The 14480-nt window shown below is 43.9% G+C and carries 13 protein-coding genes; 11 read left to right on the top strand and 2 right to left on the bottom strand.

All coding sequences use genetic code 11. The annotated features are described in order from the left end of the window. Nucleotides 1-98 precede the first annotated feature (98 nt). The 4 genes from BM415_RS02725 to BM415_RS02740 all read left to right on the top strand — a co-directional run bounded on the left by BM415_RS02725 (nt 99) and on the right by BM415_RS02740 (nt 4258). Nucleotides 99-1643, top strand: coding sequence for an ABC transporter ATP-binding protein (locus tag BM415_RS02725; protein WP_091154323.1), 1545 nt, complete (start codon nt 99-101; stop codon nt 1641-1643). After that, nucleotides 1636-2715, top strand: coding sequence for an ABC transporter permease (locus tag BM415_RS02730; protein ID WP_091154326.1), 1080 nt, complete (start codon nt 1636-1638; stop codon nt 2713-2715). The genes BM415_RS02725 and BM415_RS02730 overlap by 8 nt, the downstream gene beginning before the upstream one ends. A gap of 2 nt (nt 2716-2717) precedes the next feature. Then, complete coding sequence (locus tag BM415_RS02735; RefSeq protein WP_091154328.1) at nt 2718-3692, top strand: ABC transporter permease; 975 nt, start codon at nt 2718-2720, stop codon at nt 3690-3692. 149 nt (nt 3693-3841) lie between these two features. Beyond that, entirely contained in the window at nt 3842-4258 is a 417-nt protein-coding gene (locus BM415_RS02740; protein WP_091154330.1) for a hypothetical protein, read from the top strand. Nucleotides 4259-4306: 48 nt separating this feature from the next. Here BM415_RS02740 and BM415_RS02745 read toward each other — a convergent pair whose 3' ends face one another. Continuing rightward, entirely contained in the window at nt 4307-4759 is a 453-nt protein-coding gene (locus BM415_RS02745) for a GNAT family N-acetyltransferase (protein ID WP_091154332.1), read from the bottom strand. A 585-nt stretch (nt 4760-5344) separates the two neighbouring features. Here BM415_RS02745 and ilvB point away from each other — a divergent pair. The 3 genes from ilvB (at nt 5345) to ilvC (ending at nt 8770) form a co-directional block, all read left to right on the top strand. Next, nucleotides 5345-7090 (top strand): biosynthetic-type acetolactate synthase large subunit, encoded by a 1746-nt coding sequence (ilvB, locus tag BM415_RS02750; RefSeq protein ID WP_091154334.1) that lies wholly within the window; start codon nt 5345-5347, stop codon nt 7088-7090. Nucleotides 7091-7093: 3 nt separating this feature from the next. Continuing rightward, on the top strand, nt 7094-7576 hold the full coding sequence (gene ilvN, locus BM415_RS02755; protein ID WP_170862348.1) for an acetolactate synthase small subunit: 483 nt from the start codon (nt 7094-7096) through the stop codon (nt 7574-7576). A gap of 201 nt (nt 7577-7777) precedes the next feature. Next, entirely contained in the window at nt 7778-8770 is a 993-nt protein-coding gene (gene ilvC, locus BM415_RS02760) for a ketol-acid reductoisomerase (protein ID WP_091154339.1), read from the top strand. A 122-nt stretch (nt 8771-8892) separates the two neighbouring features. Here ilvC and BM415_RS02765 read toward each other — a convergent pair whose 3' ends face one another. Next, nucleotides 8893-9873 carry an aldo/keto reductase gene (locus tag BM415_RS02765; RefSeq protein WP_091154340.1) on the bottom strand — a complete coding sequence of 327 codons (981 nt, stop codon included), beginning with the start codon at nt 9871-9873 and terminating at the stop codon, nt 8893-8895. Nucleotides 9874-10105: 232 nt separating this feature from the next. Here BM415_RS02765 and leuB point away from each other — a divergent pair, with 232 nt between their 5' ends. The 4 genes from leuB (at nt 10106) to BM415_RS02785 (ending at nt 14289) form a co-directional block, all read left to right on the top strand. Beyond that, complete coding sequence (leuB, locus tag BM415_RS02770; RefSeq protein WP_091154343.1) at nt 10106-11185, top strand: 3-isopropylmalate dehydrogenase; 1080 nt, start codon at nt 10106-10108, stop codon at nt 11183-11185. 288 nt (nt 11186-11473) lie between these two features. Beyond that, nucleotides 11474-12013: a peroxiredoxin gene (locus BM415_RS02775; protein WP_091154345.1), complete on the top strand. Its 540-nt coding sequence runs from the start codon at nt 11474-11476 to the stop codon at nt 12011-12013. 277 nt (nt 12014-12290) lie between these two features. Next, nucleotides 12291-12707, top strand: a complete 417-nt coding sequence (locus BM415_RS02780; protein ID WP_091154347.1) for a hypothetical protein — start codon at nt 12291-12293, stop codon at nt 12705-12707. Between the two features lie 478 nt (nt 12708-13185). Further along, nucleotides 13186-14289 carry an ATP-binding protein gene (locus tag BM415_RS02785; protein ID WP_091154350.1) on the top strand — a complete coding sequence of 368 codons (1104 nt, stop codon included), beginning with the start codon at nt 13186-13188 and terminating at the stop codon, nt 14287-14289. Nucleotides 14290-14480: the final 191 nt, after the last annotated feature.

The raw sequence follows: 14480 nt of genomic DNA on the forward strand, positions 1-14480 counted from the left end.
TACATGTAACGGATGTAAAACAAGGCTGGTTTATATAACTAGCCTTGTTCTTACGTCTAGGGTTAATACCATCAAATCAAATTTATAAGGGTGATCTCATGGGTGCAGCAACTCCTGTCGTTGAGTTGAAGCAAATTACTAAACGCTTCCCGGGCATTGTCGCTAATGACTCTATAAGCTTGCAGCTGCATAAGGGAGAGATTCATGCACTGCTAGGCGAGAACGGCGCCGGAAAATCGACGCTGATGAATATTGTATTTGGTCTATATCAGCCTGATGAAGGTGGAATTGAAGTTGGAGGACAGCCTGTAATTATTGATAGTCCTAATAAAGCCATCGAGCTAGGTATTGGAATGGTGCATCAGCATTTTAAATTGGTGCAGCCATTTACAGTAGCAGAGAATATTATATTGGGTTCCGAGCCTAAGAAATTGCTGGGCCTCAATATTAACTATAAAAAGGCAGTGGCAGAAGTTAAACGGTTGTCTGAGCTATATGGACTTAAGGTCGACCCTAATGCAAAAATTGAAGAGATCTCTGTAGGAATGCAGCAGCGTGTCGAAATTTTGAAAACCCTTTACAGAGGCGCGGAAATTTTGATTTTTGATGAACCGACAGCGGTATTGACCCCTCAAGAAATTTCGGAATTGATGGTGATCATGAAGAAGCTGGTCGCAGAAGGAAAATCCATCATTCTTATTACTCATAAACTGAAAGAAATCATGGAAGTATCAGATACAGTTACGATCATCCGCCGAGGAAAAGTAATTGATACGGTAAAAACGTCAGAGACGACTCCTAACGAGCTGGCAGAGAAGATGGTTGGCCGTAACGTTACTTTCAAGGTAGATAAAAAGCCCGCTGTTCCTAAGGAAACGGTGCTCGATATCCATGAATTAACCGCAAAAAATAAAGAAGGTATGGCCGTACTGGACAAGCTGAATCTGCAGGTTCGAGCAGGAGAGATTGTCGGAATAGCCGGAGTTGACGGTAACGGACAAAGTGAGCTGATTGAAGCGATTACTGGCTTGCGTAAAGTGAATTCAGGCAAAATTACGCTGAATAACAAAGAAATTACGAATGAGCCGCCCCGTAAAGTATCGGAAGCAGGTATCGGACATATTCCCGAGGACCGTCATAAGCATGGTCTTGTGCTGGACTTCTCTGTCAGCGAGAACATGGTGCTGGAATCCTACTACAAGGAGCCATATTCAAAGAAAGGGTTCCTGAATTTCAAAGCGATACAGGAGCACACGAAGAAGCTGGTCCAGGCCTTTGATGTAAGAACACCAAGCATTGATACCTTATCACGCGCATTATCCGGAGGTAACCAACAGAAGGCGATCATCGCCAGAGAAGTGAACAAGAATCCGGATTTGCTTATTGCTGCCCAACCTACACGTGGTCTTGATGTAGGGGCTATTGAGTTCGTTCAGAAGCAATTGATTGCTCAGCGTGACCAAGGTAAGGCAGTGCTGTTGATTTCTTTTGAACTCGATGAAATTATGAATGTCTCGGATCGGATTGCGGTTATTTACGAGGGACATATTGTAGGTGAAGTGCTTCCAGAAGAGACCAATGATCAAGAGCTGGGTCTAATGATGGCAGGTAGCACCGTGAAGAGAGGTGCATCTAGTGAGTAGCATATTAAAATGGTTCACTAAGGATTCAATTATATATCCACTCGTTGCTATTATTATGGGTCTTCTATTGGGTGCAGTCGTTATGCTTATTGGCGGTTATAATCCTATAACGGCTTACGGAGCATTAGTCGAGAAAGTATTTGGAAGCACGTATAACATTGGGGAAACATTGCGTGAGATGACCCCGCTCATTATGACGGGCTTGGCGTTTGCCTTTGCTTCCCGTGCAGGACTCTTTAATATCGGTGCTGAAGGACAGTTTATCGTAGGTATGACCGCATCCGCATTTGTCGGTATTAAGCTTACAGGGTTACCACTGATTATCCATGCGCCGCTTGCATTAATTGTAGGGGCTTTGGCTGGCGGTCTGTGGGCAGCTATTGCGGGCTATCTCAAGGCAACACGAGGAGTCAATGAAGTCATTACCAGCATTATGATGAACTGGGTTGCACTTTATCTGGGAAATCTCGTCGTAAGACAATTTATGCTTATGCCGGGTGAGAATCGCTCTGAAGAGATTCAACCATCTGCCTCCATTGCGATCGGTTGGTTGTCCGAGCTAATGAGTAATTCCCGTGTTCATTGGGGAACGCTGATTGCGATTCTCGCAGCGGTGGTATTCTATGTATTCATGTGGAAAACAAAGCAGGGCTTCGAGCTTCGTGCTGTAGGCCATAACCACCATGCAGCAGAGTATGCGGGTATGAAGGTGAATCGTAACATTGTCAAAGCCATGTTTATTAGTGGTATTTTGGCAGGGCTTGGCGGTGCCTTTCAAATTCTTGGTGTGTTCGGCTATCAAACGATTCTCCAAGGCTCTCCGGGTACGGGATTCGACGGTATTGCGGTAGCTCTTATCGGTATGAATCATCCATTTGGTGTAATCTTGGGAGCCTTCCTATTCGGAGGATTGACATACGGATCTGCTGGAATGAGCTTCGCAGCAGATGTTCCACCGGAACTGATTCGTATTGTGATTGGCTCTATCATATTCTTCATTGCTGCACAAGGTATCGTGCGCTGGGTGCTTAAGCCCTTCTATGCGAAGCGCAAGAAAGAGAAGGTGTTGTAATTATGGATTTCATAACGCTCTCCGGACAGCTGATTAATACGACACTTGTCTTTGCAACAGCTCTTGTATTTGCTGCACTTGGTGGTATATTCTCGGAGCGTTCCGGTGTAACGAATCTGGGGATTGAAGGATTTATGATCTTCGGTGCTTTTGCTGCGGGTGTATCCGCCCATTATGCTCAAGAAGCAGGGATGACAGGTGGACAAGCGGCTTGGGTTGGTCTGATTACAGCAGCTGTATTGGGATTGGTTGTATCTCTGATCCATGCTGTAGCCTCTATCACTTTTAAGGCAGACCAGATTATAAGTGGTATCGTCATTAACTTCTTGGCAGCAGGAAGTACATTGTATATGGTTAAGCTGCTGTTTGATGGGTCAGGGGAAACTCCGCTTATTGATGGGTTCAAAAAATGGAATCCAGTAATATTCGATGTGAAGCTGGCAGAAATTCCGTTCTTCGGTAATGTTTTTATTCATCATTATCCATCGACTTTCTTAGCTGTACTTTTTGTTATATTCACATTCTTGTTCCTGTACAAAACGCCATTCGGGCTGCGTCTCCGTTCCGTAGGGGAGCATCCAAGTGCTGCCGATACGATGGGGATTAACGTAACAAAATACAGATACCTTGCTGTTATGGCCAGTGGTGCGCTTGCCGGAATTGGAGGAGCTGTTCTTACACTCACGACAACAAATGTGTTTGCACACAATACAATTTCCGGACAAGGATATATTGCGATTGCTGCCATGATCTTTGGTAAATGGAATCCGATTGGGGCCTTCGGTGCAGCTCTCTTCTTCGGGTTGTCCCAAGCAGTCCGCAACTATATTCAAATGTTTGAATGGGCTCAGGCTATTCCCCAGGAAATTATTTTTATGCTGCCGTATCTGCTTACAGTCATCGTACTCGTAGCTGCGGTCGGACGTTCAGCGGCACCTGCTGCACTGGGACAGCCATACGATCCAGGCAAACGATAACTTCATATTTAATCATCTATATCAGGTGATGCTTGCTCTAAGATGCAAGCATCACCTTTTTTTTGTACATGCAGGACATTGAAACATACATTCAAGACGATTTACGAATATGATGATTCTGAATCCTACGAGAAGAAGGAGGGTAAAAGATGAATAATTCTGTTAGTCTTAAGGACGCAAAGCGACTGATCGGACAGAATATCGTAGCCGTTCGCAAAGATGGTACAAAAGTGACGGGCAAGCTCGTTAGCGTAACAGGAAATAAAATTATGCTTCAGCCGACGGAAGAAAAAGATGCAGGTACACGGGCGATTCTTCCGCTTGTCCTATTTGATTTATTGGCAGTTGGAACTTTGCCATTCGCAGGTGGATTTGGCGGGGGCTTCGGAGGCGGATATGGTCCGGGAGGATTTCATGGCGGATCTGGATACGGAGGCAAAGGTCCAGGTGGCGGATATGGTGGCTTCCCTGGTTATGGACCTGGACCAGGATATGGACCGGGGCCAGGTTACGGACCAGGGCAAGGCTATGGAGGATTTGGGTTTAAAAATAAATTTTTCTATTAAATATTTCTATAGTAATGATAATATATTGTGTTCATTGTTTTCGATATTCTAGCATTCTTCTAATACTTTCTCGAACTCGTAGCAACGACCGATATCAACATATCGAAGCAACTTATATCCCATCTTCTGATAAAAATTAATTCCCTTCTTGTTTCCTTCATCCACCATAACTTTTGACTTCTTGCAGCCACGGGAAACCGCAAATTGTTCGGCTTTATTCAGTAATTCTTTGCCATGCTGCTTGCGCTGCTCTTTGGGATAAACTGCCATCATGTCAATGTATAGTAAAGAACCATGCATCATGAAATGTACAAAACCAACAATATTGGATTCATAAGTAGCAGATGATACCAAGGTAATCCCTCGGGACAATCGGCTTGGAATATCCTGAATGATCAAGTTGAGCTCATGCTTGCTCATATGTGAAATGGGCACAAGCTGGCTATGAATTAATTCCATGATAGCTGCATCATCTTGCTTAGGTCTGCGATTACGAATCATGGATAACCCTCCTTTGTTGGGGCATACGGTATGGATGGGGCATTATATGCCTAAGGAGCTTGGTCATGTTCGGTTTTTCGTACAAAAATAGCTGATACAGTAAGGTTTGTACATGGATTGACTATATTTTGAAAAATAAAGTGTTGACTATTTCTACAAATGAATCTTATAATGTTCCTAACATTTAACCGCTATAGTTTATCGGCAATGATGAGGACGAAGTTTTAAGGGCACTTATGTGCAGAGAGTGGACAGTTTTGGCTGAAAGTACCACCATAATCCCTTAAATACGAGCTCACCTCGGAGCTGTTTTCCTGAAAAGCAAGCGAAGTCCTTGCCTAATAGGGAAAATCGTAAGTCTACGTTACAGACGACAGGTATGAAGAATGGGTAGGTCTGTTGACCAACATTTCTTATTACTTGCTAAGGTCAGGTTCCGTGAGGAATTTGACAAACCTGGGTGGTACCACGGAAGTAACAACCTTTCGTCCCTCGCGAGGCATATATTATGTCCGCAGGGATGGAAGGTTTTTTTGTTGTCTAACATGTCAGATTAATGTAATCCTTAAGAAGGGGGAGATCTTCATGAATGCGCATAATCCTGAAATGCGATCAACTGATCAACTACGTGAGAAATGGATGAAACCGGAAGTCATTACAGGCTCGGAAATTCTGCTTCGAAGCTTGCTATTAGAAGGTGTTGAATGCGTCTTTGGCTACCCGGGGGGCGCGGTCCTATACATCTACGATGCAATGTACGGATTTGAAGATTTCAAGCATTTGCTTACCCGCCATGAACAAGGCGCAATTCACGCAGCCGACGGATATGCTCGGGCAAGCGGCAAAGTAGGCGTATGTATCGCAACCTCCGGTCCGGGAGCAACTAACCTGGTTACAGGGATTGCAACAGCCTACATGGACTCGGTTCCACTCGTTGTCATTACCGGAAATGTCGTTTCGAGCTTGATCGGTACGGATGCATTCCAAGAAGCCGATATTACAGGGATTACGATGCCAATCACGAAACACAGCTATCTGGTTCGTTCAGTTGAGGATTTGCCGAGAGTGATTCATGAGGCATTTCATATTGCGAACACAGGACGCAAAGGTCCGGTACTCATCGATATTCCTAAGGATGTATCAGCTAACAAAACGCTGTTTATTCCGCAGACAGAACCTGTGAATATGCGAGGTTACAATCCAACAGTTACGCCTAACAAGCTTCAGCTTGATAAGCTGCATCAAGCGATTAAACAAGCAGAGCGACCAGTAATTCTGGCCGGCGGCGGCATTGTATACGCTGGAGCACATGAAGCATTGTTCGAATTTGTGAAGAAGACAGAGATTCCAATAACGACAACATTACTTGGGCTTGGCGGATTCCCAAGCGGTCATGAGCTGTGGATGGGAATGCCAGGGATGCACGGCACGTATACAGCGAATCAAGCCATCCAGCAAGCAGACTTGTTGATTAACTTTGGTGCCAGATTTGATGATCGGGTAACCGGTAAGCTGGACGGTTTTGCCCCTCGAGCAAAGATTGTGCATATTGATATTGATCCTGCGGAGATTGGCAAAAATGTACCTACAGACATCCCGATTGTAGGAGATGTTAAGACGGTCCTTGAACTGCTCAATCATGAAGCAGCTCGTGCAGAACAAGCAGATGAGTGGCGGAACCAGATACGGGAGTGGAAAGGCGACCGTTTGTACAACTATAAAGATTCAGATGAAGTACTCAAACCACAATGGGTTATTGAGATGTTGAATGACACGACGGAAGGCAGTGCAATTGTAACTACTGACGTAGGTCAGCATCAGATGTGGGCAGCTCAGTATTATAAGTTTAATCAACCGCGTTCATGGGTTACTTCCGGGGGACTTGGTACGATGGGCTTCGGATTCCCTTCGGCAATTGGTGCTCAAATGGCACATCCGGATCGCCTGGTTATCTCTATTAACGGAGACGGTGGTATGCAGATGTGTTCTCAGGAGCTAGCGATCTGTGCAATCAACAAGATTCCGGTTAAGATTGTGGTTATCAACAATCAGGTGCTCGGAATGGTAAGACAATGGCAAGAGCTGATCTATGACAACAGATATAGCCATATTGATCTAGCTGGAAGTCCTGACTTTGTCAAACTGGCAGAGGCTTACGGTGTCAAAGGTCTTCGTGCCACGAATAAGGAAGAAGCGCAGAAGATTTGGTCAGAAGCACTCGAAACGGAAGGTCCGGTTCTTGTAGAGTTTGTAGTTAACAAGGAAGAAAACGTATATCCGATGGTAATGCAGGGATCGACCATTGATCAAATGCTGATGGGGGATGCATAAATCATGAATAGACATACGATTGCCGTACTGGTAAATGATCAGCCAGGAGTACTTCAACGGGTATCAGGTCTGTTCGGTCGCCGCGGCTTTAATATTGAAAGCATCACGGTCGGTCAGTCTGAGGAAGCTGGATTATCCCGAATGGTTATCGTGACACTCGGCGATGAACATTTACTTGAGCAGATTGAGAAGCAGTTATACAAATTAATTGATGTGATCAAGGTGGTTAATTTGAGCTCCAATCCGATGGTTGCGCGTGAACTTGCACTGATCAAGATAAAAGCCGAGCCTTCGGTTCGTCCGGAAATTATGGGTCTTGTCGAAACCTTCCGTGCTTCGGTTGTGGATATTGGCAACTCCAGCTTAATGGTGCAGGTCGTAGGAGATACAGATAAGATTGACGCGATGATCGAGCTTATCAAACCTTATGGTATCAGGGAATTATCCAGAACAGGTGTAACGGCAATGATCCGAGGAAACGTATAAATATACTATTTTCGTATTCATTAGCCAGCCTGTTTTAACATCACATTTTAGTCATTTACCGCGACAGGAATTTGCAGTCCTGAAGAATGGGCGGGGGTTTGAGGGGACCACAGGCATAGACTGCGGACAGTTCTATAGTCCCTTGAAACACCCGCTCATTCATGCAGGGTTTTCTTTACAATACAAAGGAGGGCTTTAACAATGGCAGTTACAACTTATTATGAACAGGATGCAGATCTTAGCGTATTGAAAGGTAAAACGATCGCCGTTATCGGTTATGGAAGTCAAGGACATGCTCAGGCACAAAACTTGCGTGACAGTGGTCTAAACGTAGTTGTCGGTTTACGCGAAGGTAAATCATTTGAAACAGCTAAAAATGACGGCTTCGAAGTATTGTCGGTTGCAGAAGCAACTCGCCGTGCAGATGTTGTGCAAATCTTGATGCCGGATGAAACACAAGCTTCCGTTTACAAAAATGAAATTGAACCAAACCTTAAAAAAGGAGCAACTCTAATGTTCTCCCACGGTTTCAATGTTCATTTCGGTCAAATTGTTGCTCCTAAAGAAAGTGATGTAATGCTGGTTGCTCCTAAATCCCCTGGACATATGGTTCGCCGTACATATGTTGAAGGCTTTGGTGTGCCTGGTCTAATTGCTATTGAGCAAGATGCTACAGGTCAAGCAAAAGAAATTGGATTGGCTTATGCAAAAGGGATCGGTTGTACACGTGCTGGTGTTATTGAAACTTCTTTCCGTGAAGAAACAGAAACAGATCTGTTTGGTGAACAAGCTGTGCTGTGCGGAGGTGTAAGTGCTCTTGTAAAAGCAGGTTTTGAAACTTTGACTGAAGCTGGTTATGCTCCAGAAATGGCTTACTTCGAATGCTTGCATGAGCTAAAATTGATCGTTGACTTGATGTATGAAGGCGGTCTTGCCAGCATGCGTGATTCCATCAGTAATACAGCGGAATACGGTGACTATGTTACTGGACCACGCGTTGTAACTGAGGACACCAAAGCAGCAATGAAAGCAGTCCTCAGCGATATCCAGCAAGGTAAATTCGCTCGCGACTTTATCCTGGAGAATCAATCCGGACGTGCATTCCTGACAGCGACTCGTCGTAACGAAGCGAATCATCCAATCGAAGTTGTCGGCGCACAATTACGTGAAATGATGCATTGGACTCATAAATAAGATTATAGTTGTCTATTCCTTATGAATCGTCGTACCAACAACAAGAAAAGCGGCCGTGCTGTTATAGCATAGGCCGCTTTTTTGCTGCTGTATTTGAATGCTGTAAATAAATTGCAAATTCATTACCACGCGTAAGCGTTCGGTGCCTGACCGCCTGGACCTGGGAATATTTCATCCAGTCGTTTGAGAACAGACTCGTCCAGCTTGACCTCTAGTGCATCCAGCGTGCTTTCGAATTGCTCGAGTGTGCGAGGTCCAATGATTGGCGCGGTAACCGCGGGATTTGCGAGAAGCCAAGCCAAAGCCACATTATCCTGCGGTTCTCCAAGCTCACGGCACAGTATGCTAAACTCTTCCAATTGGGTACGATGCTGCTCCACACGTTCAGCAATACCTCCACTGCGGGTTCCTTCGATCTTCTTGAGTGCATTTCGTCCGAGCAAACCGCCATCAAGCGGACTCCAAGGAATGATGCCAAGTCCAAGTTTTTGTGCTGCAGGAAGTACTTCGAGCTCAGGGAGTCGGCAATTCAGGCTGAATTTATGCTGTTCTGACACAAGACCCAAGAAGTTTCGATTTTTGGCTTCCATTTGAGCGACTGCAATCTGCCAACCTGCAAAATTGCTTGAACCGACATAGCCGATTTTCCCCTGATGAATTCCAACTTCGAATGCTCCCCATAATTCTTCCCAAGAGACATTAGGATCGACATGGTGCATTTGATAGAGCTCAATATGATCGGTTTGAAGACGTTGAAGCGAGCCTTCGAGATGTCGACGGATTTTGTATGCTGACAAGCCTGCTTCATCATTAGGTCCATCTGCTCTGTCATGCATGGAGCCGTATACTTTGGTGGCAAGTACGACTTTTTCTCTGCGTCCGCCGCCTTGCTTAAACCATTTACCGATAATCGTTTCTGTCAGCCCTGCATTTTCACCCCATCCATAGATGTTAGCCGTGTCAAAAAAATTGAGGCCTGCGTCAACAGCAGCATCCATAATACGAAACGCTTCCTTCTCATCCGTTGCTGGTCCAAAATTCATCGTGCCCAGACATAGACGGCTTACCTTGAGCCCTGATCTTCCCAAATACGTATACTGCATCCACCCTCATCCTCTCATTTAGGGAAATTAAACCATCATAACAAGTCTATTGTAATCGGATTCTTTGGTCTCTTTCAACTGTGTTACATTGAATTTTTAACGATTGATAGAATGGAATAGCGTCTTATAGCCTTTACCTATAAAAGCGATAGCTTCTATATCTTGGTCAAATCTACCCTGATTATGTTACAAAGATATATAGCAGATATTATTTAGAATGGAGCGTGCAGTCATGTCAGAAGTTAAAAAAATCGCCGTCATTGCAGGAGATGGTATCGGACCAGAGGTTGTTGCAGAAGCAGAGAGAGTGTTGAAACGAACGGAAGAAGTATTCGGATACACTTTTGAAACGAATCACGCTTTATTTGGCGGAATCGCGATTGATGAGACAGGAACCCCGTTGCCGCAAGAAACACTGGAAGTTTGTCAAAGTGCTGATGCGGTTCTGCTCGGAGCGGTGGGTGGTCCTAAATGGGACAACAATTCCAAAGAGCTTCGTCCAGAAACAGGATTGCTGGGTATCCGCAAAGCGCTCGGATTATTTTCTAACCTAAGACCTGCTGTCGTGTTTGATTGCCTTAAAGATGCTTCTACATTAAAGCCGGAAGTGCTTGAAGGTACAGATCTGATGGTCGTTAGAGAGCTGACAGGCGGAATCTATTTTGGAGAGAAGTTCCGCAGACAGGGAGATCATGGAGAAGAAGCGGTAGATACTTGTGTTTATAATGTAACTGAAGTAGAGCGGATCGTTCGTCTAGCTTTTGAAATAGCACAAAAACGCAGAAAGAAATTGGCATCGGTCGATAAAGCAAATGTGCTCGAGACCTCCCGCTTGTGGCGTGAAGTTGTAAACCGGGTTGCTCCAGAATATCCAGACGTTGAAGTTGAGCATGTACTCGTAGATAACTGTGCAATGCAGCTATTACGCCGCCCATCAAGCTTTGATGTCATTGTAACGGAAAATATGTTTGGCGACATTTTAAGTGACGAAGCGGCTATGCTCACAGGCTCCATCGGTATGCTGGCATCCGCGTCTATGGGTGAGGGAAGCTTTGGTCTATATGAACCGGTACACGGATCGGCTCCTGATATTGCAGGTCAAGGATTAGCGAATCCGATTGCGACTATTCTGTCTGTTGCCTTGATGTTCCGTTTGACATTTGGATACAGCGATGCAGCAGATGCGATTGAGAGAGCAGTAGCGCAGGTGCTGGATGCAGGACATCGGACAAGTGATATTGCAGTAGACAAGAGCACGGCGATCAGTACCTCTGAAATGGGAGATCTGATTGTAGCGGCGATTGTAAAATAAGAGTTTCATAGAGGCCTTATTAATGAAGAGATTTTAAAATTAATATGATAATACAGGAGTACAGTAGGGAGGATAGAGGCCTTACTGTGCTTCTTTTTTTCTTAATTATAATAATTATCAACAAATAAGATTTATAATATTGACTTTGAAACTCGGCGATGATAGGATTTTAAATGTGCTCTTTTGAGAGTTTCATAAACTCTTCATTTATATTAAGAGTTTCACGGACTCTTCATAATTTAGAGAGAAAACGATTTTTGGTTACATAGGAGAAGGAGGACTTTAATCATGGCAGAACGTTTAGTTGGAAAAACAGCTCCTGATTTCGTAATGGAGACCGTAACTGGTGATGGTAAAGATTTTGGTAAGGTTCAATTGTCTGACTATCGCGGTAAATGGCTGGTATTTTTCTTCTACCCGCTAGACTTCACATTTGTATGCCCAACTGAGATCACAGCACTCAGCGATGCTTATAATGATTTTAAATTCTTGGATACAGAGATTCTTGGTGTGAGTGTAGACTCTATCCATAGCCACAAAGCTTGGATCAACACTCCAAAAGACAGCGGCGGCCTGGGTCAGATCAACTTCCCGCTCGCTTCCGACATCACTAAGCAAGTTGCTCGTGACTACGGCGTATTGATCGAAGAAGAAGGCGTTGCATTGCGCGGTCTCTTTATCATTGATCCTGAAGGCGAGTTGAAATATCAAGTTGTTAACCACAACGATGTGGGTCGTTCAGTAGAAGAAACACTACGTGTGCTTCAAGCTCTTCAATCCGGCGGATTGTGCGCAATGAACTGGAAGCCAGGCGACAACAACCTGTAAATCGTTATATCGCTTCTAAGCTAAGTGAGCCCTCAAGGCGGTTATTTCCGCTGAGAGGGCTTTTTTCACCGTATAAACCTATATTGTCCCGATTTCTTATTAGAATACGGATTAATGTGGGTTATTATCGTGTTATAACGAGTATAGCCTTTTTTTATGGAGATTCGATTAAGAAAGAGGAATTAGGATTGTCATAACGAATAGGGTAAAAGAATACGCTATTGAACATAATGTATACAATGCTTCCGGTTTTGTGTCTACAAGGAGGGTGAACAAAATGAGTTTTTGTTGTGGAGCAAGTATGATCGGAACAAAGGGAACATTAAAACATTACCGAACGCAGGTCCACAATGTTCCCCTGCTCTTTTGTCCGGTATGTAATCGGGTGGAAGTTCACTATAAGGTTGAGAATGAGTATGAAATACTCGCTGAATATGCACATGGTGATGGTGCATCGGAGATTGATTTTCAGGATTATGTTATGGAAGATGAAGATACGATTTACGAAAACTGCGTAAACCGGGAGAACGAAGATCCTCTAGAAATTATACAGCGTCAGATCGATACTTCATTGGATTTGCTATCCATTGCTAAGGTCATAGAAGATCATAAATGGGAGAGTGAGCTTAAACGAAGGCTTGCTGTCATGAGTAAGAGACGATCCAAGATCAAGCCAAATCAAACAGGCCGATAACCTGGTAATACCTATGCATGAAGATGAAGCCTCCGTTAATAACGGGGGCTTTAGATTTAGGATGAAATACATTTTAATTTCTACAGAAAAGGTTATATCTGCTTAATATCCAATGATTCGACAGTATCTTCGGTTGACTCTAATTGGTAAACTTGTCTATGATTAAATAGACATCCCCAAAAAACTCTGCATGACGGTAGATCACGGTAAACATAGCTTAACAACGAGTAAGCATATGACCAGCACCGAAGTCGAACCTCATAGACCTCCATACTGCAGTGATTCATACTTTATTCCAGTTCTTATGTTAATGGTGCCTTATCTGAAGCGTATCGTAAGTAGCATGACACGAAAGACCCCTATTGTCTGTATGGTCGACGCTGGTTTAGTTCTATAGCCGGAAGCCTCGTCATCATCTATGTGACGATTAGTAGTCCGATCGGCAAGTTCCATTTACATGTAAAGGGGGAGCCTGAGTATGATCAGTGAGTTTCAGAACACATTGATTTCTGCAAACGACGTATTTCCACTCCAGCATCTAGATAACAGCAATTATGAGAATATTCTAGAACATTTGGATAGCGGAATCATGTTATTTGATAGGGATGGGGTTCTTACTTTCATTAATCTGCAGATGGCCAGATTGCTAGAGCTGCCGCGCCATCAACTGCTCGGCTGTGATGTAGTTCAGCTCGTACGTCATCCATACATTAGCCGATTCAAAAAGAAAAAGATTATGAGGATATTTAGGGAAACGATTTTTCACCGTAAGCGCTATCATGAGGTACTTGATGAATATGGGAAGCACTGGCTCATCACAATGACTTACGGAGATCAGATGGACGGCAACTTTCTGCTGAGTGTAAAGGATGTCTCTGATTTCAAACAAATCGAGCAAACTGCATATCAGAACGATAAACTGGCCATGCTGGGGCAAATTTCAGCCTCCATCGCTCATGAAATTCGCAATCCTCTAACCGCCATTCGAGGATTTATCCAATTGTTAAGACCTCACCTTATTCAGTTAGGCAAGGATGAATATGCGAGAATTATACTTACAGAAATTGATCGAGCGAATGATATTATTTATGAATTCCTCAATTCATCTAAGCCTTCGGCCCCGCAAAAAACCGTAATCCCGGTTCAATCTTTACTTAAAGAAGTGGTGCTGCTTACAGAAAGCGAAGGCTTGATGAAAGGATGTCAAATAGAGCTGTACAATGCTGATCATCCACTGTATGTGTCTATTGACGTGAAACAAATTAAGCAGGTCATGCTGAATATGGTCAAGAATGCAATGGATGCCATTGAGAATGTAGGTGAAGACCATTCAGGACTTATCCAGATTGAGACTCAGCAGGAAGGCCAATATGTTATGGTCTCCATTAGAGACAATGGGCAGGGAATGGATCACAATACACTAGTGAGGCTGTTTGATCCTTTCTTTACGACCAAGGAAGCCGGCACGGGGCTCGGACTGTCCGTCAGCTATCGAATTATCAAAAACCATGGAGGTACCATATCGGTGGACAGTAAATCTGGGAAAGGAACGGAATTCAAGATTTCTTTGCCTATAGTTTAAATCGGTGTAGGTACTTCAAGAAGATCAGAAGCTTAAATTGCTTCTGGTCTTTTTTTTCTTTCTGGCAGCAAATTTTGCCTATAAATGAATAACACTAGTACCTATTTTTTAATTTGTCATGGCGGGTATATTAAAGGAGTAGTATGAAAATATAGCGGTATACGATGAGATCATATTTTAATTAGATAGCT

The sequence above is a fragment of the Paenibacillus sp. 453mf genome (assembly GCF_900116105.1).
GTDB lineage: Bacteria > Bacillota > Bacilli > Paenibacillales > Paenibacillaceae > Paenibacillus > Paenibacillus provencensis.